Source organism: Tessaracoccus yangjingae, from assembly GCF_055326235.1.
Genome location: NZ_JBUZNN010000001.1, coordinates 574264 through 599116, shown reverse-complemented (window position 1 = coordinate 599116; position 24853 = coordinate 574264). Strand labels below are relative to the sequence as shown.

The window sequence follows — 24853 nt, the reverse complement described above, 5'->3', positions numbered from 1 at the left end:
GCTGTTGCTTCTCGGTGAGCAGCCCAGCGCGGGTCCGGGCGACCCGACGGATCCCGTAGAGCGGGTCCCCGGAGCGGCCCCGATGCCCGAGGGTCTCTTGCTGGACGCGTTGCCGGCAGCGGTCGAGCTTGTCCCCGACCAGGGCCACGACATGAAAGGGGTCCATCACGGTGGTGACGGTGTCGATCGCTTCGACGGCGGCGGATTTGTAGCCGGTGAAGCCGTCCATCGCGACGATCTCGACCGTGTCCCTGAAGGCCTCAGTTTGGGCTTCGAGCCAGGATTTGAAGGCCTGTTTCGATCTGCCCTCGACCACCGCCAACAACCTCGACGGGCCGCTTCTGGTCCTGGTCGGAGTGAGATCGATGATCACGGTGACGTACTTGTCGCCGTGGCGGGTATGTCGCCAGACGTGCTCATCGACCCCGACCGTGGTGACCCCGTCGAGGCGCTGCGGATGGTCGATGAGCAGGTCGGCGCCGGCGGCGAGGATCGCGTCGCAGGCGGTGTTCCAGGCGACGCCGAGGTTGGCCGCGACCCGTGCGATCGACATTCGGTCGATCACGATGGACTTGACGGCCTGCATGATCGCGTCACGCGACAGTTTCCCCTTCGACGGAGCCGCGGCCCGGATGTCATGGCGCCACACCCTTCGGCACGGGACACAGCGATATCGAGGCACGATCACCTCGAGGATCGTGGGTTTCCAGCCGTAGGGCACATGCGCCAGACGACGCAGCACCGCGTCGTGCCGCACCCCTGGCCCGGCGCACCCCGGACACGGCGACGGCGGTGTGGTGGGGCGGCAGCGCAGCACTGTGTGGTCGGGTTCGACGCGCTGGGCGGTCACGGTCAGCCCGAGACGATCGAGCCGGCAGAACGTATCGAGGCAGGGTGGGGTAGCGTTTCGCACAAGGGCCCTTGGGTTTCAGATGAGGCGTAGACACCTTCATCCTGCCAACCCGAGGGCCCCCTCCTCGACCCAGGGCACCCGGGACGGGATCCTTGACCCGGGTCAGCCGCCGCTCAAACGCGGCCCATCAATCCACTGCCTTCTGTGAAGAGCCGCCAAAGTACTCGCCGACCAGCGTCACGTCGCGTTCGAGACCACCTAGAGCGTCTACCAGGACGTGATCGACGCCTACCAAGCCGACAACCCCGCCGAAGGGAAGAAGATCATGACCCGACTCATCGACACCATCAAGGCCGGGGTCCCGGCCGGCCTCGACGAACTCCGCGTCCTGGGCCAAACCCTTCATCGACGCCGCGACGACATCCTCGCGTTCTTCGACCACCCCCGCACATCCAACGGCCCCACCGAAGCGATCAATGGCCTCCTCGAACACCTCCGAGGCACCGCCAGAGGATTCAGAAGCATTGTCAACTACATCGCTCGCTGCCTACTCGACGCTGGCGGGTTCAGACCTCAAATCCACTGCCTTCTGTGAAGAGCCAGGAAAGTGGTCTAAGTCAGGTCCGAGGAAAGTGGCCTAAGTCAGGTCAGAAGACCGAATGAATACTCAACCAACCCCGGCCTACCCGCGCTTCAGTCCCGGGAGCGAAACTGTTCTAGGATTGATTGGAGAGCCGCATCCCGGCGCACAACAGCAATAGCCCCGTATAGGACAACTCCGAGAATGACCTGACTCAGCAAGATGAACACAGGCGCGATTGACAACATCCCCAAGGTCGAGCACGCAACTCCTACAACGACCGAACCTGTCAAACTTGGGAGGATGTCACGGAATTGCTCACGCAGTCTGTAGCCAAGCGTCCTAACGCTCAAGAATGAATGCAACAATACAGACAGAACCGCCATCAACAGCACCGCCACGGCAACCGCCTTCACTCCAGACGAGAGCAACGACAGAAGGAGGATCGCCCCGACCGACTTCTTGGCCACCTCCAGACGGAGAAACGCTGAGGCGAGCCCCAGAGCCTTCAATCCCTGGATGTGCGCCCCCTCGATCGGAGTGAGCGAATACATGACGCAGAACAATTGTACGAACAAAGCGGCCCCTGCCCACTCTTCTCCTAGGAGTAAGTGGACCAATGAATCGGCCGAAGCGCCAAGGATGGCCATCATGGGAAAGACGACGAAAGCACTCAACCTGACAGACTCTCTCAACCGATGAACAAACACCGGCTTGTTCCTTTGATGTCGCGCCAGAGTGGTAAACATCACTGCCTGAACAGCGCCGTTCACAGCCTCCACGGCTACCGAGGGAAACTGCTTGCCACGGTTGAAGAGCCCTAAAGCCGAAACATCCAAGTTCGCTACCGAGAGACTCATCAAGTTGACATACCCAACATCGACAAGCCCGGCCACTTGAATCCTCCATCCATAGGGCCATAGAATACGCATAGCCGACCACGCACCACGGATAGTGAAGTCCCATCGCGCGACAAGCGAGGCGCCTATCACCGACGTTACATGCATGCTTGCATGCTGAGAAACCAGCGCCCATACACCGAACCCATTCAACGCCAGATATATACCGACGGCGCCTCCGATAGCGACCCCTCCGAGACCGACTATGAACTGTTTCCGAAATTCAAGCCTACGCGCGATCAGAGCATTCTGAAGACCGCTCACACCGATCAAAGGCAAGAGGCATACCATGGCTCTGAGGACCGCTGTGAAGTCAGGCTCCGCCAACCATGCAGCCATCACCGGCGCTAACGCGAATCCGACAGCCGAAAGGATGCCCGCAGCCACGAGCGAATAGACCAGCGCAGCGGTGAAGTGCCTATCCGTCACCGCACGCCGCTGAATCAACGCGCTCGAGAAGCCCCCTTGCACGAAAATCGACCCAAACGCGAGGACAGCCAAGGCTACGCCCAACAATCCATACTCGCGGGGTGAGAGGATGCGTGCGAGGATGATACTGATAACGAAAGCAGAGAATTGGCTCCCGCCCCTCTCCATCATCTTCCAGAGAAACGCGCGGAACGAGCTGCCAGACGTGCTCGTCATCTAACTCCGCTCCGACGAATCTTCGAGGAATGCGCCTGGACGATGGATGAGAAGGAACTGGCCCGCCCCGCTCGAAGGGTCAGTGCCTCGAACATGAGAGCGCCTCCCAGCGCCGCGACTCCCAACAGTTCGATCAGATAAACACAGAATCACGGCCGTGGTCACTGGACGGTCTCCCTCCCCGCAACCCTGTCAACTGCTAAATTGACTACCCCGCGCACCAGCTGAGGAACATCCACTGACGCGAATAGTTTATGAGCTCCTTCTGAGTAGAGCTCATAGTCTTGGTTGAGAACCTCCAGAGCCCTCCCAAGCGCGCCCTCATTGTTGTAGTCCACGATGACCCCAGCTTGATATCGCTCGAGGAGGTTAGCAACCGTCGGGACATCGTTGCAAATCATCGGGATCCCAAATCCCGCATACTCGTACAGCTTATTCGGAGCTGCGAGAATTGGGTTGAGGGGCTCATGTCGACGCATGTTCTGATTGGGAACATAGGAAAGCAAACCAAAATCCGCCCAACTGGTCACCGCGAGGTGCCCCGGAGCCGCGATGCCTCCTACCGGCCTGAAGTTGCCACTAATACCTCGCTCTCCTAGTGCTGTAGACTCTGCGAACGCTTGCGACATGACATAGAAGGAGAAGCTATCTGAGACCGCCGAAAATGAGTCGACCATGCCTCCGAACTCACGGTCGTAACCAACGGAACCTTGATAGAGCACAAGCCGGCGGTCACCTAGCGCTCTCAACTCTCCTTCCAAGCCGGAATCTAGCGAGCGCCGTTTCTCAGAGTCGAATGGATAGGGCTTGTTGGGAAGGACATACGGAGTGTCCCGAAGGCGCCACCAAGCCTTCAATATGTGCGCCCGAGTCCGCTCTGGCACAACGACCGCGAGGCTACCACGTGCGACTGCAGGAACCGCAGTCGGAAATAGTCGCCATTGCCGCGGTGATCGCTGCAGCTCGTAGACGGACAGGATCGTCCTGTATCGCAACATGGCCGACCCGGCGTACATCGCCGACTCTTCGTGGACGAGCCAAACGATTGTGTCCTCGTCGTACAACTCCTCAAGCTTGGCGTACAGAAGACGTCGAAACGTGAATAGACGATCGGCCAGCCGCTTCTGCCATGAGACATGAGCAAGCTCAGAATACCAATCAGTATCAAAGAGACTGTGCCAACGAACGACGCTTGAGATTGACTGGACACTCAGCGAATCGGGATCGACGTGAGGAACAATGACATCCAGCGAGCCTTGAATCTCGGCTAAAGCGTGAAAGAGAGTCAATGCTGGCGGCAACGCGTGCGGAGGCATTACCAAGAGAGCCACGACCTTCATTGCTTGACACCTCGTTCTAGGACGAATATGACGGAAGGCGCCCACGCGAATAGCATGAAGATTGCACTAGAACTCAGGATCGGGTTCAGGAACCCCAATACGACCAGCACCGCAACAGAGACACCCAGTGACGATCTATAGTCGGATGCGGAGTGCTCATGAATCAGTGCAATGATCGAAAGAATAATGAAGCCGCCCAACAGGGCACTACCTACGATACCGTAGCGTGCAAGCATATCCGGCCATTCACTGTGCTGTCCAACAAAAGCGACCTCGGATGAAAAGTCGAAATGTGCCGCATGCAAGCTCCCAAAAAACGGACGATCCACGAACGAGTCGAACGATCGCTGGAGATTCTCAAGACGGTAGTCCATGCTAGTCTCCTCACCATCAGTATTCGATCCGCGAGACCACTCCATGAGACGGATATGTACCAGACTCTCACTGGGGAACAGCTCACTAACGAAGGTCGCCATTGAACGAACTGAAACAGTCTGCGCCATGAGAATAGCCGCCAATGCCGTAACGAGTGTCAGAAACGCCTTTGCGGGGGACATGCCTCGGCCGTACACCACTGCGAGTCCGATGCTGGCAATCCCCACCAACATTGCAGTCGCGAAGTTCGCCATATACAGCAGGATCGTCACCAGCCCAATGGAAACCAAGGCGGAGCCGCGGACACGTCTAGATACACGGGCGTCTCTGGCAACGTGGACGAGAATAGGAAGGCAGACCACCAGTCCGTATACGAGATCAAATCCACCCCCAGACACCAGAGGGAGATCAGAGACGTCAAGTGTGGAGCTCGATCTGGACGGGTCATAGGAGGTGAGATATCGCGCGATCATTGGATTTTCCAAAAGAAGGTAGAGGTTGTACAGAACTAAGCCGAGCAGCAGCAGACTAGACCACGCAGCCACAATCCGGTGCCATGATTGGCCGTACTTGAGGCTTCCAGATCCACGCAAGACATCAAATAGCGCGACAGGCGCTAGACCCATAAAGATCCCTACGCTCCAACGAAGCGCCTCAGGAACGTCACCTCTTGGCGCTGAGGCCACCAGATTCACCATTACCCACGCGAGAAGAATGGCCCATCTCCCCGTGAAGTAGGCCATAACGCGACCTCGCGAGACGACGAACGACGTCACGATCCACAGCAGGAATGCCAAGATCTCGATCAGCCGAAATGCCTGGATTCGAACTGATAGGAGAAGCAACGCTATGTAGGGAAGAATGAAGAGCCCTGAGAAGGTGCCGAAGCGATACCCTAGGCTGCCGGTATATCGAGTAGAAGCGGGATAACGCGTGTCCATCAACTCGACACCCGCACGTAGACACGGCTCAACTGGGTGGCGATGTTTCGCGTGCCGTACCTGCTCAATGTTCTTTCGGCGATCCGGAGATGATTGTAGCTCGGTGCAAGGGTGACCATGTGGGCCATTGCGGACGCCAGGTCACTGGCACTCGGACTGGCGGCCAAGAGGCCGCTCACCGAATCGATGTCGTCGTCGACACCTCCGTTGCGGGTTGCCACAACCGGACGCCCAACCGCCATAGCCTCGCGGAAGGCGATTCCAAAGGTCTCAGACGAACTTGCACTCACGAAGGCATGACAGCGTGAATACTCATGGACCAAGTCCTCGGCAGGCATTGTTCCAACAAATGTAACACGGGACGCGACTCCGAGACGCTGGGCCAACCCCTCCAACTTCCGTCGCTCACCCCCCGCTCCAACTATCCTCAGTCGACAATGAGGAAGACCCTCAAGAACCTTGGCGAATGCCGAAATCAGCACGTCTGTCCGCTTGATGGGTATTAGATTCCCAACACTGAGGAAAGTGAAATCGTCGGCGGAGCAATATTCCCTGTAGAAATAGATCGGGCCGACATGATTTGGCAAGACCGAGAACTTCACGGGCGCATCCTTCAGACCCAGCAACCCTACCAGTCGGTTCTGGAGCGATGCCGATACCGAGATGAAGGCGCTTGAGGCAGCTACACAGTCCGCGAGCATTCGACGAAGGGGTGGGGGGACATCGGGTCGATGCAATCCGCTAAGGTGTTCGGTGATGACCAGAGGAACATTTGCAGAGCTCAAAGCTGACCGAACAACACCATAGCCGGCTGGATAGGTGGAATGAGCATGGATCAGATCAGGACGAATTCCATCGCTCGCAAGAACCTTCACCGCCCCCCGGAGAAGCTTGGAATACAGTTCGACATACACGTGCGGCATTCTTCCAAGTGGCCCAGCTGGTAGTTTCCATTTGTAGACTGGAATTCCACTGTCTACCGTCAGAGATGGCCGGTGCCAGTCCCGAGGGTTGATTCCGTCTCGACTCTGCAGAACTGTGTCGACGATGGTGACGGAGTAGCCTAGTGCCCGAAGAGCCACGGCCTGCTCCAGGAAATAGTGGCCACGATATGGCCGGCGCACCGTTTTGTACCACGATGGAATCAGCAAAACCTCCCGTGCGGTTTCCGGCTCACTGTCCATCAGCGTCTGCCTCTCCCAGCACTTCAAGATAGAGTGCACTCATGAGCTCGGCCACATGCGTCTCATCGTATTGCTTTGCGAGCTCGCGGCTTCTCGATCCCATCTCTCGAACGGAATCTGGATTCCCGGCAATGAGGCGAACCCCATGGGCGAGTGCCGCGGCATCTCTCGGATTGAACAGTACGCCGTTTTGACCTTCGACTACCAGGTCAACGTGCCCTCGGATCGCGGTGCAGACCACAGGCAGCCCGGAAGCCATGGCTTCGATGACCGCGACCGGCAGCCCCTCTTGAGTACTTGCGGAGACGAAGAGATCTGCTGCGGCGAAGATCGAGACCATGTCTCTACGGTAGCCAAGAAAGCGGACCCTCGAAGCGACATCGAGTTCGCGTGCGGTTCGCGCGAGCGATTCGCGTTCCGCTCCACGGCCGCAGATCAAGAGGATTGTGTCCTCCGGAAGCGACTGCATTGCTCGGATCAGCGTGCCATGGTCCTTGCGCGGTATCAATTCCCCAACGCCTAGTAGAACGAGCGCCGTCGAGGATATACCGAGGCTAGTCCTGACGCGCTCTCGCAAGGCAGGAGAAGTGGCGTAGCGTTGAATATCAACGCCTATCCCGGGTGTCTTGGCCTGAAGTCTTGAACCCATCCTTCGCGAACGTCGGAAATCTTCGTCATTCATGGTGATGACAAGATCGGTCACGCGGGAGAGCATCATCTCAACGGGGAAGTAGAGTAACCAGCTTATCGCGGGAGCCCCGCGGAAGAAGTGAAACCCATGGGCTGTGTAGATCCGAGTGGGTACGCGCGCAATGATAGCTGCGATCCTTGCAAGTACACCTCCCATAGGTGAATGGCAATGGATTGCATGATAGTCTCCCGCACGCATTATCTGGACGAGCCGAAGGAGGGCCAAGATGTTCTGGAAGGAGAACGGTGATCGGTGGATACCTACATGGTGGAGTGGGATCGGTACGGTCGCCAGTCGCACTTGATCTTCATCAACCAGGTTTGCAGCCCCCTCCACTTGAAACCCTTGGTCCGCGAGCACTCGTATATTGACACCCTCAAATAGGAAGAATTGCCTTCCAGTCGAAGAGACAATCAAGATCTTCTTCACCGCCGCCTCTCCTTCAGGTGCAAAAGGTCGGCATAGGTAAGCTCGCGGGGCCGAAGAACGGCCTTCATCGTATCCTTCATGACCCTCAGATCAGTCATGAAGGATTGTTCTTGAACATACTCGACATACATACTGGTCTTTATGGGGAGCAGGACATCGACGTAGGCGCTACCGTCGGTAGAGGCCCCCTCGATCAGGCTTGCTTCATCACGCAACAGAACGCTAGCGGGATCGGTCAGACCCGGGCGAACGCTGAGAATAACGCTTCTGCGCGTCTCCGGCCACATCGCGACAAATTCGGGAAGTTCAGGTCGGGGTCCCACCAAGCTCATGTCTCCTACCAGCACGTTCCATAATTGTGGCAACTCATCGATCTTCCAGGCTCTGAGCAGGCGCCCGACACGTGTGACTCGGTCGTCACGACGCACGGTCACCAACGGTCCTCGAGACCCTGTCAGCATGGTGCGCAGTTTCAGAATCTCAAATGGTCTCCCATGCTGGCCGATTCGCGTTTGTCGAAAGATCGCTGGCCCGCGGGTCTCAACACGAACGGCCAGCCCCGCCAAGACAATTAGTGGCCAGAGAATGGCCAAGCCTGCAATCGATATGACGATGTCTCGTACTCTATTGCAGGAACTTAGCGATATCATGAAAAGCACCTACCTACTTGTTCACGTTGGATTCTACGCATTTTCAAGGTCATATTCGTAGACGTTCATCCGCCTGCTCTCCGGCGTCACTACTTGTCCGACGATAGCCCAACCATTAGTCAGGTAGAAGGCGTTTGCATTGGAGTTATTCTCGGCATCAGTCGTCAAAAAGGCCCGAGGTGCACCCTTCGACTTCGCACTGGCGAGCCACGAGCCCATGAGTCTGCGGCCTACGCCGGCTCCTTGGGCATTTGGGTCCACGCATATTGAGCTGAGCAGAGCGCCTTCTCGTATATCACCCTCCCCACCGCGATAGACAGCCCCCCGCAACAAGCGAGGGATAGTCCGAGGTCGCTGCGCTGCGGCGATTAACGAAGCATAGGCAAATCTTACGATGCGGCGACGAAGAAGTCGCCCAAAGAACCCGCGCGGAGCGGTGGTGCCCACTACGCAGCCTAATGGGCGAGAGTCTTCGCCTCGAAGCAGGGCGATTACGGCGGTCTCATCCTCAAGGAAGCCCGCGTAGAACTCCTCAAGAAACCTAGTCCCTAGCGCTGACAGGAAGAACGATGGAAAACACTTGATGTGAAGTTGCGCCAGAAGGGGAACGTCTCGCAACCCATATGTTTGTTCGACCTCCATGAAGGATTCCTTTCCGCGATTGCTGAGGTCACTAGTCTCTCTCATCCCAGCCTTGACCCGACGATCTCCCGTACGGCACTAGCGACTCTCGACGTCTGCTCCGCGGTCATGCTGGAGAAGATTGGCAGACTCACCACGCGGCGAAACTCTCGAGATGCCACGGGAAAATTGCGGTCGACGAGCCCATAAGTCTCCCGCCAGAACGGATGTTGGTGAAGAGGGATGAAATGAACACTTGTGCCGATACCGGCCGCGGCCATTCGATTGATGAACTCATCACGGCCAATCGGGGCTTCATCATCGAGCCTTATCGGATATAGATGAAACGCATGAGCTTCTGGATCGGATGTTTCTGCGGGGAGCATGATCGGAAGTCCGGCGAGGGCCTCTCGGTACTCGTCTGCGATTCTCTTTCGAGCCTTTCGCATGTCATTAGCCCTCTGGAGCTGAACACGCCCCATGGCGGCCGCGGTATCCGTCAGGTTGTACTTGAATCCTGGCGCCACGACTTCATATCGCCATGACGGGGTGCGCGACGAGTATCGGTCAAATACGTCGCGGCTGATTCCATGAAGACGCATAGTGCGAGCACGAGAGGCTATCTCGTCGCTTCGCGTGACGATCATGCCACCTTCACCAGTGGTGATGGTCTTCGTTGCGTAGAAGGAGAATACAGTTGCTGCGCTTGATCCACTGCCGACGGGCGTTCCATTATGCGAAACTGGGAAAGCATGGGCTGCGTCTTCAATTGCGTGCAATCCGTTCTCCGAGGCAAAGCGCGCGATCTCCGACTGCGGAATTGGACGGCCAGCAAAGTGCACCGGCATGAAGGCTCTGGTGCGCGGTGTGAGAGCGCGGGCGGCAGCCTCGAAGTCCATGTTCAGCGTGATCGGGTCGACATCGACAAAGACGGGTGTAGCCCCAACGTATCTGACAACTTCAGCGGTGGCGGTGAACGTCCAAGTCGGCACTAGCACCTCGTCTCCAGGCCCAAGTCCCAAGGCCTCAACCACCAAGTGGAGCCCAGCAGTGGCGGAGTTTACTGCCACCGCGTGAAGCCCCTCTCCCAGATAGCTCGCAAACTCCTGTTCAAAAGCCGCAGCATTCTTGCCTGTCGTCAACCATCCGGAGCGTAGAGCTTCGGTCACGGCGGAAATCTCCTCCTCCGTAATGTCGGGAACCGCAAAGGGTACGAAATTAGTGGATTCCATCGTGGCCTGTCTCTCGGGTGGAAGCAACATGGTTCTGGGTCGTGACCGGACGCCAGCTATCGCTCTGGCGGGTTGGCCATCCGGGATCAGCGTCCCACCCATTCGCCTGAGCATTGGCCAGAAGTGTCTTTATCTGCGGCCGTGCACGCCGGGGACGGATGCATTGGAGGCTCCGAGGTTTATCCAGAGCAGCAACCACTGTGATCAGGCTTCCGTGGTTTCCGGGCGAGCTAGATACTGACCATAGACTCCCATGTCTGCGGTCGGATCATCGTTCAAAACAAGACCCAACAGAGTTGCGTCCGTTGCCCGCAATGAGTCCAGCGCTGCCTGCAACTCTCTTCTGCGCACTCGGCCAGCGCGTGCTACTACGATGGCCCCCCCCGTCTTCGCGGCCAGCACCACGGCATCAGTCACTGGCAGGAGCGGCGGGCTGTCGAAGAGTACAAAGTCATGCTGACGTTCAGCTGCGGACAGAAGGCGGGTCATGGCTTCAGATCCCAGGAGTTCAGAGGGATTCGGGGGGACTGTGCCAGCCGGCAGAACAGAGAGGCGTCCTGGACCGACATTGATTGCAAAGTCCTCGAGGGTTCCTCTGCCTGTCAGGACTTCGGCCAGTCCTAGTTCGCTGTCCAAACGCAAGCGGGAAGCGACCTGCGGCCGTCGAAGGTCCGCATCGATGAGCAGCACAGACTCCCCCGCCAGCGCGAGGACGCGCGCCAAGTTGACGACAGTTTCGGTCTTTCCCTCGTTTGGAACGGCGGATGTGACGATGAAAGACCGTCGGCGTTCGCCGCCAAGCCCGAGAAACCCCACATTGGTGCGTAGGCGGCGGTAGGCCTCCTCGTCCATCCATTGCCTGCTCCCGGTAGTCGACCTGTTTCCATTTGTGGCTACGAGGTGGCCGATGGATGCCAAGGTTGGTGCATCGGTCAACGATTCGATGTCCTCGACCGATCGGACGTGCGTGTCGGCGATGCTGCGGGCCAATGCCTGCGCGAGCCCAAGGGCGCCTCCGATGACTATGCCTAGCAATACGTTCACAGCAGGCCGTGGAGCGTTAGGCTCGGACGAGACGAGGGCCCGATCAACGACAGTCGCGGTCACAAGGCCGGTGCCGTCGGCGGTGGGAGGGGCAAGCTCGGCCACGGCCGTCCGCAGGCTACTGGCGACGGCGTTAGCCAGCTCGGCCGCAACAACGGGATCCCGGTCAGCTGCCTCAATGCGAATGACAGACGTGGCCGTTAGTGCACTAACTACCAGTGCGTCGCTCAGTGCTGCCGGAGTGGTCTCGAGGTTCAGTTCGCGAATCACCGGGTCGAGCACCATCGCTGAGGTGGCGACCGCCACATAGGACTTGACCTGCCGCTCAGCATAAGTGGCGCCTTGCGAGAGTTCGCCAGCCGAACCCCCGCTGTCGACGGAGATGAACACCGACGACGTGCTCGAGTAGGTGGGCTTCTGCAGGAGCGTGACGAGGGCCGCAACCGCCAAACAGGCAAGGATCGCCGCCAACGTGCTTCTCCAATACCGCCGCACAATCCGAAGGTACTGCTGAAACTCCATGGGCATCCTTGATCGATCCGCAGCCTCAACCGACAAGATTGTTGGCTGTCATGCCAGGGTGCAGACCAGCGTCTCCCCCGTGACGAGTCATACAATAATATGAATTCCGGCTCAGACTAAATCCAGCGGAAGAGGGTCCATGAAAGCACTGCGGAGCGTCAGCACACTGAGCGTGGCAGGTCTCGTGGTCCTCGGGTTGATCGCCCTTGTCCTCAGCGGGTTGGCACTGAACCGGTTCCGGGGCCATGAGGCGGCCGCTCCGGCGCCTGCGGCTCCGCCGGCCTTGAGCCCCTCGGCGTCGAGCACAGGATCCTCCGAGCCTGCGGTCGCATCCTCACCATCGCCACACGACAGCGCTTCGCCGTCGAGGCCCACACAGGGTGGTTCCACAGTGGTCGTGATCGGCGACTCATTCTCAGTCGGCGAGCCAGCTGACATCTGGGTGGGCACCGCCGCACAGGAACTCGGATGGGGCACAGTCACCAACCTCTCCTCCATCGGCCGCGGCTACCTCACCGCGCCCGACGCCTGCACATTCGACCCGTGTGCCAACTTCGTCGGCAGCATCGGGCGGGTCGCAGTACTGGAGCCGGACGTCGTCGTCACCTTTGGTGGAACCGCCGACGGCGACTACAGCCTCGCTGACGCCGCCGCAGAGTACTTCGAGGAGCTGCGCCAGGCGCTCCCGGAGGCAGAGTTGGTGGCCATCTCCCCCGTCACCACGGAGGAGTCGGCCCCGTACTTCCTCACCATGCATGGCCGCACCATCCGAGCCGGCGCGGAGGCCGTGGACGGGACGTTTGTGAACGTCGGTCAGCCGGGCCTCGGCGATGGAGAGGAACTGTCCGCCGAAGCGCACGCGGAGATTGCCGCCCGTGTGGTCGAGCAGCTCCAGTAAGCCCACCCAGTTTCCCCTGGTCGGGGAGTGAACGCAGTTGAGCGCGGTCTCCTCGGACGCGCCAGCCGTCTAGACGGCGACGTCGTTGGCATTGGCCGCGCCCTGGGCATCAACCTCATTGTGCGGCAGCTTGCGGCGTGGCCTCGGCTCATGCCGTGAGCTGTGAACAGGTTCGGCCGCCTGGTAGTACTTGGACGTGTAGCTCCCGTAGCCATATCCAAAGACGGCGTCACCGAGGTCCTTCTTGGCCACCCGGTTGAGGACCAACCCCAGAAGCGTTCCGTCCACCTGGCGCACCTTGCTGGCCGCCACGTCCAGGTGCTCAGCCCGGGTCTTGCCGGCATTGACCACCAGAAGCGCACCATCGGCTGCTGCGGTCAGGAGGACGGCATCGGCAACGGGGAGGAGCGGCGGAGCGTCGATGATCACCATGTGAGCCTTGCTCAGGTGCTCGATCAGGCTCCTCATCCGAGAGGATCCCACCAACTCGGCCGGGTTCGGCGGGATGCGGCCGGCAGTGATGACAGACAGCCCCTCCCGCTGCGTCTGCTGAGTAGCTTCGCTGAGCCGCACGTGTCCGGCAAGCAGTTGGCTGAGTCCGACCGTCCCATCGACGTTCAGACGGGCCGCCTGAACCGGGCGCCGCAGGTCCGCCTCCACGAGAATTGTGGGCTGGCCGGTGTCTGCAAGCATGGCTGCAAGATTCGCAGCGATCGTGGACTTGCCCTCCCCCTCGTTCGAGGAGGTCACCACGATGCTCCGGGCGGGGCTGTCGACGCTCACGTACTGGAGATTCGTCCGGATCTGCCTCAAAGCCTCGGCGGCCGCGGTTCCGCCGACGAGGAGAGCCGTCTTCCCATCCAGCTCCGGGGTGGCGGGCACGATGCCCAGGGAACTGGTCTCGGCGATCTCCTCGGCATCATGGACGCGCCTGACCCTCCGGTCCAGTGCGTGCCGGCCGACGATGATTCCGGTGCCGAGCAGCAGCCCCAAGAGCCCTCCGAGCGCGAGGTTGATGCGCCAGTTCGGCGACACCGGCTGACTGGGCGACAGAGCCGGCTCGACCGGCACAATGCGCACCACGGTCTGTCCGGAGCTCTCACCAGTGACGGTGAGCGTCTCGAGGAGGTTCGCCTCGATGGAGGTGGCGCGAATGGCGGCGTCGGCGAGGGCGACCGCCTCTGTCGGCGTGGGCGCTTCCGCGGTGATGCGGAAGATCACCCCGTCGGTGGTCCCCTCAAGCCTTCCGGTGACGGACTCAACGGGGATCCCAAGGTCTTCGGCGATGCGCTCGGCTACCGACCGGCTCCCGACGAGTGGGATGTAGGTCTCGGCCTTCTCCGCCGCGAGGGTGCTCCCGGCAAACGCGTCGCCCACGGTGGCCGAGTTCCCGGCGACGACGTACCCCGTCGATGAGGCCGAGTACAGGACGGGCTGGACGAGCGACACGATGACTGCCACCCCCAGCGAGGCGATGAGAGAAATCACCAATGTGAGCCACCCACGCCTTATCAATGCCCAGAGCTGAGCTAGCTCCACTGTTCCCCCTCCAGTTTGCGGGCGCCTCCGCCACATCCGGGGCACCCTAACACGGCGCTGACACGGGATTCGATCCGGTTAGCCCTCCGAAGCGTTCGAAGGGCGCTCCGGCCGCCGGCGCCCGAGGATGCCGGCCGTCACCATTTCCCGGTAGCCTCTCACGACCTCTGCAGTAGTGGGGGGTCGGCCAAGCTCAACGGCCATCCGATCGCGCTTGCTGAGCACGAGATAGAGGACGGCCCGCAGGGTCTGGACGTGCTTGAATCGTCGGCTGGGTGCGGCATCAGCGTGCGCCAGTACTCGCTGAAGCGTCGGGGCGAGGGTGACATCGTCGGCATAGAGTCGCCACATAGCCGCTTCGGGCGAGTCCCCGCTCTGGTCGAGGGTACTGAGCGCGGCGGCCAGCCCAGTTCCGGACTTGAGGAACGCGGACTCGGCCCGGACCTGTAGGCGCTCCTCTTCGCTGAGACTGTGCCACGCAGCTGAGATCTCCCGGGTGCGCTCCCCCTGGTTACGGGCAGTGTGCAAGAGGACAATGAGCCGATGGGCGGATAAGCCTGGTGCGGCGACTGGTCGGTGGGCGATCTCGACGGAGACCCGCCCCGCCCACAGGTGATCAAACGCTGCGACCGGATCGAGCATGATGCCAGGGAACCGCACATGGAGATCCAGCTGGCCCACCTGGGGGTGGTACCAGTTGGCAGAGTGCTCGACCAGCCCACCGCTGTAGAGCTCAGTGACCCTCTCCCACCCCGACTGCCCGAGCGACCTGCTGAAGCGCTTGAGGTGGCTGGGCCGTACGAGAACATCAGCATCGACGCTCGGCCGATCGAGACCGCGCACCGCTTCGGCCGCGGGTCCCTTGATGTGCAGGATGTCGACGCCGGCCTGATCGGCGACCGCCTGCACCACCGCATGGGCCAGGTGGACCCTGAGGGGAACGGGAATCACCGGAGCGGAACCGGTCATGTCTCCTGAGCAGCTACCGCTCACGGGTCGACCACGCCGCTTCTTGCGGTGGGATGGGACGTTGCGGCCCGCCCCTGAGCGTTCGGGCAGATCCACGATCAACTCTGAGCCCGGGCACGCCGGGGGCCCCGGTACCGAGGTGAGCGGGCGCGTCCATTGCCCGGAGTATAGGCCAGCTGCCGCGACACGCCGCTGACGGCGACCCTGAGTTCACTTTCGGCCACACTTTCCCCTATTGTTGGATCCTGACCGAAAGTAGGGTCTGACGGTGTCCGATGGTGACCATCGGCGGTTAACCAAGGGGGATGGATGAGCGTCGAGCGCATCGAGGAGAACGCGGCCAAGGGTGTGCCGCGTCGAGTGGTTGTGAAGAGCGCTGCGTGGAGCCTTCCGGTGTTCGCGGCAGTGGGCGTGACCCCCGCGTTCGCAGCTAGCACGCAGGCCGCCATTGTCAGTGGAGGTGCGGCGACGGCCAACCGCACCGGTCAAAATGTCGACTTCTCCTGGGTCTTCACCAAAGCCGCGGATGTCACCGTCAAGAGCGTGTCGATCGCGACCGATTCCACCTCCGGAGGCAACAAGTTCAACGGCCCGACCGGCGCCCTTAACACGATCTCCCCGATCGTCTGGTCCGGGTCCAACCACAACAACGGCAACACGACCACCCCTGGTTTCACGATCACCATCAAGTACACCCGCACAGGGTCTTCGCTCGAACGCACAGCGACGGTCCGGATCGCCTCCTCAGCGGAAAGCCTGGCAGCCACCGTTACGTTGTAGAAGTCGCGGTGGGTCCGAGATCACAACAAGGGCGTCTCTGCCAGTGACGCAAAGCCCTGGCAGCCCACGTCACGCTGTAGATCCCCCGGCATGTCGGAGATCTCGAGAAGCCGAGCCTCGCTGAGTTCGCCGAGGAAACACTGGATCTCGTCACGTACCGTCTCTACGGTCCGATCAACTAGGCGGGCGAGCTCCTGGACCGGGTCGACATGCGCGACGGCGGCGTGCCAGATCATCCGTGCCGTGCCCGCGAGTTGAACCGTGTCCCCAGACGGCAGGCGAGTGAGGTACAGCTCCTCCCCCAGCCCGATCTCCGTGCCGTCGATCCAGGCGATATCGTCTGGCACACGGTAGCGGGGCGTATCGAGGGTCTGCATGGCCCCATTCTTGCCGATGCGCGAGGAGGTGGCCATGGAGCGCGGAGTTTCGATCGTCTCCTGGGTGATGCTGGTAGCGTCCCTCGGCCTCTTCGCTCTTCACCTGCTCCCCCGGCTTCAGCTGATGAGCATGCCAATCCTCATCGCGGCGTCGTTGATCCCTTACGGTGTTCCTGCCGCCGCGGTCGCGCTCTCTCTGCTCGCGCTGGGTCGGGCCCGCCCGCTGGTTCTACTGCTTTCGTGCGCGGTGTTGACGGCGCACATCCTCGTCGCGCGGCCGTACTGGCCGGAGCAAGCCCCCGAGGCGTCGGATCCGATCACGGTGATGACGATGAATATGCGGTGCAACTCCCCCGGCCATGACGAGCTTGCACAGCTCATTCGCGAGACCGGCCCAGATGTGTCCGTGGTCAACGGCTTGGGCGCCGATGCGCGCTCTGAGCTGACGGACGCTCTCGCCGACCGGTACCCAACCGCCGCGTTCACCCCCATGCCCGGCTTGCCCGAATGCGGCACCGTCGTGTTCACCCGGCTGCCGTTCGACGGTTGGGTCTCCCCGCAGCGTCACCCGACGGCGTTCGTCCGGGCGCCTGGGTTCGAGTTCGCGCTGGTCGCCGTCGACCTGCCCACGCCGACCGACGGGATCGGCCCGTGGCTGGAGGCGTTCGATGACCTGAACGTGGACATGCCCGTTCTGGAAGGTCGGCATGTGATCGCCATGGGCGACTTCAACGCCGTCTTGGAGCACGAACCCATGCGTCGCCTGACCCGGCAGACAGGGTTGCGCGACGCCGTGACCTCGTCGGGGCTGGGATGGCTGCCCACGTTCCCCGACGAGGGTGGGACGCCTCCGCTGGTGGCACTCGACCACGCTTTGCTTTCCCCGGGGTTGGTGGCCACGTCGGCGTGGACCGCGTCGATCCCGAGGCAGCAGCATCGGGCGTTGTTCCTGACAGTGGGGGTCGCGAAGTGAGAGACCCTGAAACCGCTGCTCGTCACGGATAACGGGCGATGACGGCCTCGGCCAGCCACGTCCTCGGGCTTGAGCCACAGTCCGCCTCCTTGTTGATTAGGGTGACGACACCACAATTGCTGTTGCTCCGAGCCCCAGCGTGATCCGAGAACCATTGACAACTGCGCCGAGCACTCTAGGTTCGCCTCATCCACCGCCCGATGAGGGCTCGATGGAACTGATCGAAGGGGGAGATCAACCATGGCGCTGTACAAGAAGTACGTCCGCTCGCTGTACGCCCACACCGGCTACCGGGCGACGTGGTTCCCTGGAGTCCGGATGAAGCTCGGCGACATCGGCGTTATCCGAGCAGGAATCTTCGACCCACAGTCCACACTCAAGCTGCGCGGGATCCCCTACGCGGAGGTGGCCGACGATGCAGCCGACAACAAGTTCAACTTCCGCTCGGAAGGCGTGCTAGCCGTCGATGTGAAGGCGGAGGGCGAGTTGAACGAGAAGTTCAAGTGGGTCGGCGACGCGAAGGCCGGTGTCCGCGTCGAGTTCTCCGGTGCTGATGCCGTTCTGCTCGAGACCAAGGGGGCGCGATCGCACCGAATCGAGGACATTGCCGCGTTGGACAAGGAGCTTCTCCGGTTGGTGAAGCTGGGGCCGGGTGGCTCGGGCCCCGAGTGGCACCACGACTGGGTGGTGATCACGGAGGTGATCGACGTCGATGCGGCAACGGTGCTCACGTCCACCGACAGCGGCGGAGAAATCGAGCTGGAGGCAGAAGGCCAGCTCGGCCCCAAGCCACTGGTCGACGCCGAGGCAGGCCTGACGGTCAAGTCGTCGCGCTCAGTGGGAATCGAACTCGTCGCGGAGCGAGGCCTGACCCCGCTGTACAAGGCGCGGCGGATCAAGAAGAAGTGGTTGTGGTTGTGGGGTCTCGAAGTGGCGCCCGCCGACGGAACGCAGCCCCAGAGCAGCGACGATCTCTTCGAGGATGAGCCGGTCGAGCTCGAGGGTGAGGATGCCGCCGGCTGACGACGTCCGCGTCTGGAGGGTGGATCGGCGCTCGCCTGAGCTCGACGAGTTGCTGAAGCAGGGCGACGTCACACGCATGCACGTTCTTCCCGTGGTGATCGTGCCCGCGGATCGTCCGCGGGAGCTCGCGCCACCGGACGGCGCCGTCCCCATCCCCCACCACCGTCGAGACGACCTGTGGATCGCCAAGGCCATCGACCAGTTCCTCTTCGAGTGTGCGGCGTTCCTCGAGGTGGCGCCAGGTGGATGCGACTGGGTGGCCACCCCGGGCTTCCCCTACCTGGACAAGGCAGCCGACACGCTTACCGTTGATGTCACGAAGATTCCCACGGTGGAGCGGGGCTATCCCACGAGCCTGTCCCTGAGCCTCCAGTTGCCGCCGAGGGCTCGTTTCAGCCACGACTCGGTGCTGGCGCTGGCAACACACGAGGCGTCGAAGTATCTTCCCGTGTTCGTCGCCGTCGGCAATTTCGGTTCACTGCGCGACGGCGCCGACAGCCACGATCTCCGCAGCCCGCTGGCGCGGCTTCCCTGGGTGATCTCCGTGGGGGCCACCATCGACGATGAGGGGACCTCGCTGACGCGCTCGTCATCGGTGGGCGCTGCCGGCGGGCCGGGTCCCAGCATCGTTTCGCATGGCGCGAACTTGTTCGTCGACGGTGTCAACGAGTCGAGCTTCGCGGCTCCACGCGCGGCAACGGCTGTGGCCTTCATCACGGCCTTCCTTCTGCAGCTGCGTGCGGCAACGAAAGCCGCACGCACCGGCGAGACGCAGGGGCTTCCGCTCACCCTCATGGGCTTTGTGGACACGGGTTTCCCCGGCTGGGAGCCAGAGCAGAGGCGCCAGCTTCCGATGATCCCCTTCGGCTACGGGATAGACCTTGACGCCTGCGAGGCGGCGATCAGGGCCCTGCTGGGCCACCAGCTCTGGCTCAGCGTCAATCCGAACACCGAACTGATCACCGCGCTTCTCCTCCACTCGGCCCGGCCGGGCCCAGGCTCGGCGCACGAAAGCGGCGCGGGTCTGGTGAACATGACCGGCCTGCTCGCCATGCTGACGTCACTGACGTGGCGTGGGCTGTTCAGGCTCGCCGGCAAAGCGCTGCCCGACGACGAGGTGTTTGACCGCACCATGGCCGACCCCGCAACACTGCCGGCACTGTACGAGTTGACGATCGCCACGCGGCTGATCTATGGCTTCGACTTCCGACGAGAGTGGATGGGAGCCACCGTCCGCCCGCCGGGTCTGGACCCTCGGGGATGAGACCGCTCCTGTTCCCGTGTGGGTGAGGGGTGGCTCCGACGGATGGTCCGGAGTGAGGGGCAGACTGATGGCCCTCGCCATGTTTGGGAGCATGCGGTCCCTCACGGGGCAGCGACTAGGCTCCTGTGGATAGGCGGTCATCGAGCTCGGAGGTGGGATGGAACAGGGCTACGTCCAGGAGACCGGCATCCCGGGCCTCGTCACGCTGAATCTGCGCGTCCAGGAGGACCAGCAGGGCTGGTTCCTTGAGGGCTGGCACGCCGACCGGCTGGCCGAGCACGGGGTCACTGGGTTCACCCCCGTCCAGCTCAACGCCCGCCACCTCAACCGTCGAGGCACCACCGCCGGCTTCTACGCCGAGCCGTGGGACCGGCTCACCGCCGTCACCGAGGGTCGCATCATGGGCGCCTGGGTGGACCTGCGCCCCGGCCCCGGCTACGGCCGCACCGCCACCGCCGAACTCGCCCGCGGTGAGGCCGTGTTCATCCCCCGCGGCGTCGCCAACGCCCACCAGGTCCTCGAGGACCACACCACGCTGCTCACCCTCCTCGACCAGCACTGGACCCCCGAGGCGCGCAGCCGCTACGTCACCGTCGACCTCTTCGACCCCACCCTGGCCATCGACTGGCCCATCCCCCGCGGCCAGGCCATCGTCTCCGACGCCGACGCCGCCAATCCCACACTCGGCGGCACCTGGACCGACGCGCCGAGGCGCGGCATCGTCGAACCGGAGGGGTCGGACCCGGAGGAGACGCGGCCGTACCGGGTGCTGTTCGTCTGCACCGCCAACATCTGCCGCTCCGCCTACGCCGACGCCGCCGCCAACGCCGCCGCCCCGGAGGGGTTGGAGTTCAGCTCGGCGGGGGTGAGAGCGCTCGTCGGCATGGGCATCGACCCCCCGATGGGCGACCAGCTCGCCGTGCCCGGGGCCGGGGACGCGCACCGCGCCAGGCAACTGACCCGCCGCATGGTGGAGGAAGCAGACCTGATCCTCACCATGGCCGGCGAACACCGTCGATACATCCTCGACGAATGGCCCGCCATGGGCCGCAAGGTCTACGTCATCGGCCACGCCGCCCGGGTGTTACGGGACCTGCCCGCTGAAGTGTCGCGGCGGGGGGTCACCGACCACCTGTGGAACAACCGCACCGTGCAGGACGGCGACGAGGTCGCGGACCCCTACCGACGCGGGGCGGAAGCTGCGAGGGTCGCGGCAGGGCAGATCGATGAGTATGTCGGGGTGATCGTCGCGGCGCTGTCGCGGGGGTAGGGGCGGGTCGGGTCGCTGCACCGGGCGCGAGAGGTTTCGACACCGCAGCGGGCGCTTCGCGCCGCGGCGGGCTCAACCAGCGGAGACCGGCGTCGTCGGTGACGGCCGGGATGAGGACGGAGGTGGCCTTGTTGCCGCAGGCCGCGACCACGGTGACGCCCTGTGCGCGGGCTTCGGCGACGGCGTCGCTCACGGGATGCGACGGGAGGCGGAGGTGCCTGCGCCAGCCCACCACCTGCGACGGCGACACGTCGCGCAGCACCTCCTCCGGCAGCTCGACCTTCCAGCCGAGGCTGAGGTTGATGACGTGGGCGCCGTCGGCCGTTGCGCGGCGGATCGCTGAGGCGACGAGGTCCGGGTCCACCGCGCCGTCGCGGGTGACGGTGAACAGCCTGAGCTGGGCCTCCGGAGCCACCTGCCTGACAAGCAGCGCCACGACGGAGCCGTGCGCGGTGCGGCCGGGGTCGTCGCCGTCGACGGGGAAGCTGGAGAGCGCCGGGATGGTGGTGTCGAAGCCTCCGTCGATGACGGCGACGGTGGTGTCGCGGCCGGTGTGGGTGTCGCGGTGGGCATCGGCGACGGCGTCCCAGAACTCGCCGGTCTTGGGGAGGTCCCAGGTGTCGAGGGCGGGGTTGTAGCGCTGGAGCATCTGGGCGGCGACGTCGACGCCGGCCTCGAGTTCGGCCACGTCGCTCACCGGCCAGGGGTGGTCCTCCGACATGAGCTCTCCCTCCACTCATGGGGAGCATGTCACGGTGGGGGCCGTGTGGGGGGATTGTGCGGTGCCCTTCGCCTTTGGGTGGTCGCCTGGGACCGCGTGTGGGCTCGTTGGTGGGCTGTTGGCGGAGTGCCGTGGCCCGCCTCCTTCCCCCGACTCGCGCACGGGTGGTCGATTATCACGATTGGGTAACGGTTGCCTTGAGGCCTTGGGGTGGTACTGATGTTCGATTAAAATGGGGGCATGCACCAGCGGCGGCTCACCACGGATCAGGCGCTCAGCGCGCTGGAATCCACGCTGTCGCTGGTGGATCACGCGGAACGGGCGGCGCTCGATGCGCCGGCCAGGCTTCGGTTGATGCAGCGGGCGCGGAGGCTGTCGGAGCGGCTCGAGTCGCTGGCCCATGTGTTGACCGACGAGGCCAACCGGGCGCAGGCCTCCATGAGGGCGGCCGGCACCCCCTTGACGTCCTTCCTGGCGGTGAGTGAGCAGCGCGATGCCAAGGAGGCTGCCGCGCAGGTGTTCCAGGCGCGGGACATGACCACCCACCCCCAGGTCACCAAGGCGGCGCTCGATGGTGAGGTCTCCCCCGCGCACGCCGTCGCCATCACGAAGGGCATGGCGCAGCTGCCGGCCACCTTGAGCCCCGAGCAGCTGCAGCGGGCGGAGGAGGTGTTTCTCGGCAGGGCCGGGAGCACCACCCCGCGGGAGTTGTCGAAGCTGGCGCCGATGGTGCTGGCGGAGGTCGCGCCGGAGCAGGTGCCCACCCCGGAGCAGCGCGTGGCAGACGTGGAGGCGCAGGCACGGCGGGCGAAGGCGAAGCGGTCGTTCAGCTACGGAGACGACGGCGACGGCTCGGTGTGGTTCCGCGGATCCCTGCCGGCCGTGGACGCGGCGCCGCTGATCGCCACCGTCGAGGCCTACGTGCAGGCGGACCGACGGGCGGCGCGGGATCGGCTCGCCGATGTCCGGGCGGCGCGCCCCGGCCCGCAGATGCTGCGGGACCACGTGGCCGCGGACCAGGGCCGCACCCCCGAGCAGCGCCGGGCGGATGCGTTCACGGTGATGGCCTCCCAGCATCGCGGGGCGCCGACGGTGGCCGGAGACCGGCCGCGGATCGTCGTCACCATCCAGGAGTCAGACCTGCGCGAGCGCGCCGAGGCCGCGGGCGTGTTGGCCTCCGGTGCGGTGGTCGCGCCCGGGGACCTGCGCAGGCTCTGCTGCGACGCAGACCTCACCCCCGTGGTGCTCGGCGGCAGGTCCGAGGTGCTGGACGTCGGGCTCACCGAGCGGCTCGTCACCCCCGGCCTCCGTAAGGCGCTCACCATCCGCGACGGCGGGTGCATCTTCCCTAACTGCACCGCCCCGGCCATCGCCTGCGAAGCGCACCACGTGGTTCCGTGGTACCTCGACGGGCCCACGTCGCTGGGAAATATGGTCCTCCTCTGCGCACACCACCACGCGGTGGTCGAGCCGCAACGCTTCAACGACACCGCGGACCAATGGACCATCACCTTCGACCCGGTCACCCGGAAACCGGTCATCGCACCGACGAGACGGATGCAGCTCTACCTCTCCCACCACCGAGGGCGCCCCGCCCGGAGGAAGTTCTAGCGCCCGGACCTCTGGAACGCCTGACTGCCCTTGTCGGGGGACGAGTGTGCGCTCTCGCGGTGGGGGGCGACGGGTGGGGTTCAGGGAAGGAACTTCGCCAGGGCGGGGGCGAGGGTGCCGGGGCCGGTGACAGCAACGTCGGACAGCCCCTGCCACTCGGCGGCCTCCGTCAGAAGCGTGGCCACTCGCCTCGCCACGTCGTCGGCGCTGCCCTCGTGGGTGGGCTCGACGTGGGCATGCTGGACGCGCAGGACGCCGGCCTTGCGGTCGCTCTTGAGGTCCACCCGGGCGGCGATCCGGTCGTCGAGCAGCACCGGCAGCACGTAGTAGCCGTGCTCGCGCTGGTCCGCGGGCGTGTAGATGGAGATGCGGTAGTGGAAGTCGAACAGCCGCTCCGCGCGAGGGCGGTACCAGATGAGCGGATCGAACGGGCTGAGCAGCGCCGCCGCCTCGACCCTCCTTGGGACGCGCCGACCGGCGGGCATCCAGGCCGGCTTCGCCCACCCGTCGACGGTCACGGGCTCGAGCACGCCGTCGGCCTCGAGCTCCTCCACGGCCTGCCGGGCGTCGGCGGTCTTGAGGCGCGGGTAGTCGGCCAGGTCGTCGAGGGTGGCCACCCCGTAGGCGACGGCGGCGCGGCGGATGAGCTCGCGGACGGCGTCGCGCTTGGGGAGGGGCTCGCGGGCCTCGGGTGGGAGGACGTCCGCGGGGGCGAGGATGCGCTCGAAGCGCTGCCGGCCGACGGTGACGAGATCGCCGGTGCGGAACAGGTACTGCGCCGCCCAGTGCACGTCGTTCTTGTTCCACCAGCCGCCACCGAGGGAGACGTTCTCCGGATGGTCGAGGTCGCGGATGCGCAGAGGGCCGCGGTGGGCGAACTCGTGGAGGACCTCAGCGACGAGAGTCCTGTGCTCGTCGGCCCACTGTTCGAACCCGGGGCGCCTCGGGGCCGCGCGGTGCCAGTGCCACAGCGGCCAGTCCGCCACGGGAACGACGGTGGCCTCATGGGCGAGGTACTCGGTGTAGCGGCCGAGGCGGGGCGTGCGGGTGGTGCCGAGGTCGTGGTGAAGGAGCGCGTCGAGGGTGGCCTTCGGGTACGGGCCCACGCGCGCCAGGATCGGCAGGTAGTGGGAGCGCTCGAACACGTTGACCGAGTCGATCTGGAGCACACCCATCCGTCCGATGGCCCGGTTGACCGCGGCCGTGGTGAGGGTGCTCGGGCGCGGGGCGGCTAGGCCCTGCGAGGCGACGGCGACGCGTCTGGCTTCGGCTGTGCTCAGGTGTCGCGGCATTGGGACAGCGTATTGGTGGTTGGGTGCCTGCACCGGTCGCAGGGGGTTTCGACACCGCAGCGGGCGCTTCGCGCCGCGGCGGGCTCAACCAGCGAACCATGCGAAAGCCGGACGCTCGATGCCGTGGTCG

At 63.4% G+C, this 24853-nt stretch carries 21 protein-coding genes and 2 pseudogenes; 8 read left to right on the top strand and 15 right to left on the bottom strand.

The window, feature by feature from the left end; all coding sequences use genetic code 11:
- Nucleotides 1-913: ISL3 family transposase (locus ACZK5D_RS02835; protein ID WP_463664177.1), on the bottom strand; the 913-nt coding region annotated here is incomplete at its 3' end.
- 202 nt (nucleotides 914-1115) lie between these two features.
- Here ACZK5D_RS02835 and ACZK5D_RS02830 point away from each other — a divergent pair.
- Nucleotides 1116-1448, top strand: a pseudogene (locus tag ACZK5D_RS02830) (transposase); the annotation flags it as partial.
- Between the two features lie 98 nt (nucleotides 1449-1546).
- On the opposite strand, the gene ACZK5D_RS02825 reads toward ACZK5D_RS02830, so the two are convergent.
- The 9 genes from ACZK5D_RS02825 to ACZK5D_RS02785 all read right to left on the bottom strand — a co-directional run bounded on the left by ACZK5D_RS02825 (nucleotide 1547) and on the right by ACZK5D_RS02785 (nucleotide 12006).
- Nucleotides 1547-2977 carry a lipopolysaccharide biosynthesis protein gene (locus ACZK5D_RS02825; RefSeq protein ID WP_463664176.1) on the bottom strand — a complete coding sequence of 477 codons (1431 nt, stop codon included), beginning with the start codon at nucleotides 2975-2977 and terminating at the stop codon, nucleotides 1547-1549.
- Nucleotides 2978-3138: 161 nt separating this feature from the next.
- On the bottom strand, nucleotides 3139-4317 hold the full coding sequence (locus ACZK5D_RS02820) for a glycosyltransferase family protein (protein WP_463664175.1): 1179 nt from the start codon (nucleotides 4315-4317) through the stop codon (nucleotides 3139-3141).
- Nucleotides 4314-5633 carry an O-antigen ligase family protein gene (locus ACZK5D_RS02815; protein ID WP_463664174.1) on the bottom strand — a complete coding sequence of 440 codons (1320 nt, stop codon included), beginning with the start codon at nucleotides 5631-5633 and terminating at the stop codon, nucleotides 4314-4316. The genes ACZK5D_RS02820 and ACZK5D_RS02815 overlap by 4 nt, the downstream gene beginning before the upstream one ends.
- Nucleotides 5633-6817 carry a glycosyltransferase gene (locus tag ACZK5D_RS02810; protein WP_463664173.1) on the bottom strand — a complete coding sequence of 395 codons (1185 nt, stop codon included), beginning with the start codon at nucleotides 6815-6817 and terminating at the stop codon, nucleotides 5633-5635. Before ACZK5D_RS02810 ends, ACZK5D_RS02815 begins: the two co-directional genes overlap by 1 nt.
- Complete coding sequence (locus tag ACZK5D_RS02805) at nucleotides 6807-7937, bottom strand: glycosyltransferase family 4 protein (RefSeq protein WP_463664172.1); 1131 nt, start codon at nucleotides 7935-7937, stop codon at nucleotides 6807-6809. The genes ACZK5D_RS02810 and ACZK5D_RS02805 overlap by 11 nt, the downstream gene beginning before the upstream one ends.
- On the bottom strand, nucleotides 7934-8587 hold the full coding sequence (locus tag ACZK5D_RS02800) for a sugar transferase (RefSeq protein ID WP_463664171.1): 654 nt from the start codon (nucleotides 8585-8587) through the stop codon (nucleotides 7934-7936). Before ACZK5D_RS02800 ends, ACZK5D_RS02805 begins: the two co-directional genes overlap by 4 nt.
- 33 nt (nucleotides 8588-8620) lie before the next feature.
- Nucleotides 8621-9229, bottom strand: coding sequence for a GNAT family N-acetyltransferase (locus ACZK5D_RS02795; protein ID WP_463664170.1), 609 nt, complete (start codon nucleotides 9227-9229; stop codon nucleotides 8621-8623).
- A gap of 41 nt (nucleotides 9230-9270) precedes the next feature.
- A complete protein-coding gene (locus ACZK5D_RS02790; RefSeq protein WP_463664169.1) occupies nucleotides 9271-10440 on the bottom strand; it encodes a DegT/DnrJ/EryC1/StrS family aminotransferase in 1170 nt (389 codons plus the stop codon).
- A 204-nt stretch (nucleotides 10441-10644) separates the two neighbouring features.
- Nucleotides 10645-12006 (bottom strand): tyrosine-protein kinase domain-containing protein, encoded by a 1362-nt coding sequence (locus ACZK5D_RS02785; RefSeq protein ID WP_463664168.1) that lies wholly within the window; start codon nucleotides 12004-12006, stop codon nucleotides 10645-10647.
- A gap of 397 nt (nucleotides 12007-12403) precedes the next feature.
- On the opposite strand from ACZK5D_RS02785, the gene ACZK5D_RS02780 reads away from it, so the two are divergent.
- A complete protein-coding gene (locus tag ACZK5D_RS02780) occupies nucleotides 12404-12904 on the top strand; it encodes an SGNH/GDSL hydrolase family protein (protein ID WP_463664167.1) in 501 nt (166 codons plus the stop codon).
- A gap of 69 nt (nucleotides 12905-12973) precedes the next feature.
- Here the strand turns inward: ACZK5D_RS02780 and ACZK5D_RS02775 are convergent, their stop codons facing one another.
- Both ACZK5D_RS02775 and ACZK5D_RS02770 read right to left on the bottom strand, forming a co-directional pair.
- Nucleotides 12974-14443 carry a tyrosine-protein kinase domain-containing protein gene (locus ACZK5D_RS02775; RefSeq protein ID WP_463664166.1) on the bottom strand — a complete coding sequence of 490 codons (1470 nt, stop codon included), beginning with the start codon at nucleotides 14441-14443 and terminating at the stop codon, nucleotides 12974-12976.
- A 78-nt stretch (nucleotides 14444-14521) separates the two neighbouring features.
- Complete coding sequence (locus ACZK5D_RS02770; protein WP_463664165.1) at nucleotides 14522-15412, bottom strand: nucleotidyltransferase family protein; 891 nt, start codon at nucleotides 15410-15412, stop codon at nucleotides 14522-14524.
- 309 nt (nucleotides 15413-15721) lie between these two features.
- Between ACZK5D_RS02770 and ACZK5D_RS02765 the strand changes: the two genes are divergently transcribed.
- Nucleotides 15722-16192 (top strand): hypothetical protein, encoded by a 471-nt coding sequence (locus ACZK5D_RS02765; RefSeq protein ID WP_463664164.1) that lies wholly within the window; start codon nucleotides 15722-15724, stop codon nucleotides 16190-16192.
- 20 nt (nucleotides 16193-16212) lie between these two features.
- Here the strand turns inward: ACZK5D_RS02765 and ACZK5D_RS02760 are convergent, their stop codons facing one another.
- Nucleotides 16213-16569 (bottom strand): hypothetical protein, encoded by a 357-nt coding sequence (locus ACZK5D_RS02760; RefSeq protein WP_463664163.1) that lies wholly within the window; start codon nucleotides 16567-16569, stop codon nucleotides 16213-16215.
- A 16-nt stretch (nucleotides 16570-16585) separates the two neighbouring features.
- Between ACZK5D_RS02760 and ACZK5D_RS02755 the strand changes: the two genes are divergently transcribed.
- From ACZK5D_RS02755 to ACZK5D_RS02740, 4 genes and pseudogenes are all read left to right on the top strand, one after another.
- A complete protein-coding gene (locus ACZK5D_RS02755; protein WP_463664162.1) occupies nucleotides 16586-17542 on the top strand; it encodes an endonuclease/exonuclease/phosphatase family protein in 957 nt (318 codons plus the stop codon).
- A 240-nt stretch (nucleotides 17543-17782) separates the two neighbouring features.
- Nucleotides 17783-18565, top strand: coding sequence for a hypothetical protein (locus ACZK5D_RS02750; RefSeq protein WP_463664161.1), 783 nt, complete (start codon nucleotides 17783-17785; stop codon nucleotides 18563-18565).
- On the top strand, nucleotides 18552-19829 hold the full coding sequence (locus ACZK5D_RS02745; protein ID WP_463664160.1) for a S8/S53 family peptidase: 1278 nt from the start codon (nucleotides 18552-18554) through the stop codon (nucleotides 19827-19829). Before ACZK5D_RS02750 ends, ACZK5D_RS02745 begins: the two co-directional genes overlap by 14 nt.
- 157 nt (nucleotides 19830-19986) lie before the next feature.
- Nucleotides 19987-20889, top strand: a pseudogene (locus tag ACZK5D_RS02740) (dTDP-4-dehydrorhamnose 3,5-epimerase family protein); the annotation flags it as partial.
- A 61-nt stretch (nucleotides 20890-20950) separates the two neighbouring features.
- Here ACZK5D_RS02740 and ACZK5D_RS02735 read toward each other — a convergent pair.
- Nucleotides 20951-21820, bottom strand: coding sequence for a S8 family serine peptidase (locus tag ACZK5D_RS02735; RefSeq protein ID WP_463664159.1), 870 nt, complete (start codon nucleotides 21818-21820; stop codon nucleotides 20951-20953).
- Nucleotides 21821-22060: 240 nt separating this feature from the next.
- On the opposite strand from ACZK5D_RS02735, the gene ACZK5D_RS02730 reads away from it, so the two are divergent.
- Nucleotides 22061-23431, top strand: a complete 1371-nt coding sequence (locus tag ACZK5D_RS02730; protein WP_463664158.1) for an HNH endonuclease signature motif containing protein — start codon at nucleotides 22061-22063, stop codon at nucleotides 23429-23431.
- An 80-nt stretch (nucleotides 23432-23511) separates the two neighbouring features.
- On the opposite strand, the gene ACZK5D_RS02725 is transcribed toward ACZK5D_RS02730, so the two are convergent.
- Nucleotides 23512-24723, bottom strand: a complete 1212-nt coding sequence (locus tag ACZK5D_RS02725; protein WP_463664157.1) for a winged helix-turn-helix domain-containing protein — start codon at nucleotides 24721-24723, stop codon at nucleotides 23512-23514.
- Nucleotides 24724-24853 lie beyond the last annotated feature (130 nt).

Excerpts from the sequence above, each read along its gene's own strand:
- ACZK5D_RS02800 (WP_463664171.1), bottom strand. The coding sequence starts at position 8,587 with ATGATATCGCTAAGTTCCTGCAATAGAGTACGAGACATCGTCATATCG.
- ACZK5D_RS02725 (WP_463664157.1), bottom strand. The coding sequence starts at position 24,723 with ATGCCGCGACACCTGAGCACAGCCGAAGCCAGACGCGTCGCCGTCGCC.
- ACZK5D_RS02825 (WP_463664176.1), bottom strand. The coding sequence starts at position 2,977 with ATGACGAGCACGTCTGGCAGCTCGTTCCGCGCGTTTCTCTGGAAGATG.
- ACZK5D_RS02790 (WP_463664169.1), bottom strand. The coding sequence starts at position 10,440 with ATGGAATCCACTAATTTCGTACCCTTTGCGGTTCCCGACATTACGGAG.
- ACZK5D_RS02810 (WP_463664173.1), bottom strand. The coding sequence starts at position 6,817 with ATGGACAGTGAGCCGGAAACCGCACGGGAGGTTTTGCTGATTCCATCG.
- ACZK5D_RS02820 (WP_463664175.1), bottom strand. The coding sequence starts at position 4,317 with ATGAAGGTCGTGGCTCTCTTGGTAATGCCTCCGCACGCGTTGCCGCCA.
- ACZK5D_RS02750 (WP_463664161.1), top strand. The coding sequence starts at position 17,783 with ATGGCGCTGTACAAGAAGTACGTCCGCTCGCTGTACGCCCACACCGGC.
- ACZK5D_RS02760 (WP_463664163.1), bottom strand. The coding sequence starts at position 16,569 with ATGCAGACCCTCGATACGCCCCGCTACCGTGTGCCAGACGATATCGCC.
- ACZK5D_RS02785 (WP_463664168.1), bottom strand. The coding sequence starts at position 12,006 with ATGGAGTTTCAGCAGTACCTTCGGATTGTGCGGCGGTATTGGAGAAGC.
- ACZK5D_RS02735 (WP_463664159.1), bottom strand. The coding sequence starts at position 21,820 with ATGTCGGAGGACCACCCCTGGCCGGTGAGCGACGTGGCCGAACTCGAG.
- ACZK5D_RS02765 (WP_463664164.1), top strand. The coding sequence starts at position 15,722 with ATGAGCGTCGAGCGCATCGAGGAGAACGCGGCCAAGGGTGTGCCGCGT.
- ACZK5D_RS02770 (WP_463664165.1), bottom strand. The coding sequence starts at position 15,412 with ATGACCGGTTCCGCTCCGGTGATTCCCGTTCCCCTCAGGGTCCACCTG.
- ACZK5D_RS02730 (WP_463664158.1), top strand. The coding sequence starts at position 22,061 with ATGCACCAGCGGCGGCTCACCACGGATCAGGCGCTCAGCGCGCTGGAA.
- ACZK5D_RS02745 (WP_463664160.1), top strand. The coding sequence starts at position 18,552 with ATGCCGCCGGCTGACGACGTCCGCGTCTGGAGGGTGGATCGGCGCTCG.
- ACZK5D_RS02795 (WP_463664170.1), bottom strand. The coding sequence starts at position 9,229 with ATGGAGGTCGAACAAACATATGGGTTGCGAGACGTTCCCCTTCTGGCG.
- ACZK5D_RS02755 (WP_463664162.1), top strand. The coding sequence starts at position 16,586 with ATGCGCGAGGAGGTGGCCATGGAGCGCGGAGTTTCGATCGTCTCCTGG.
- ACZK5D_RS02815 (WP_463664174.1), bottom strand. The coding sequence starts at position 5,633 with ATGGACACGCGTTATCCCGCTTCTACTCGATATACCGGCAGCCTAGGG.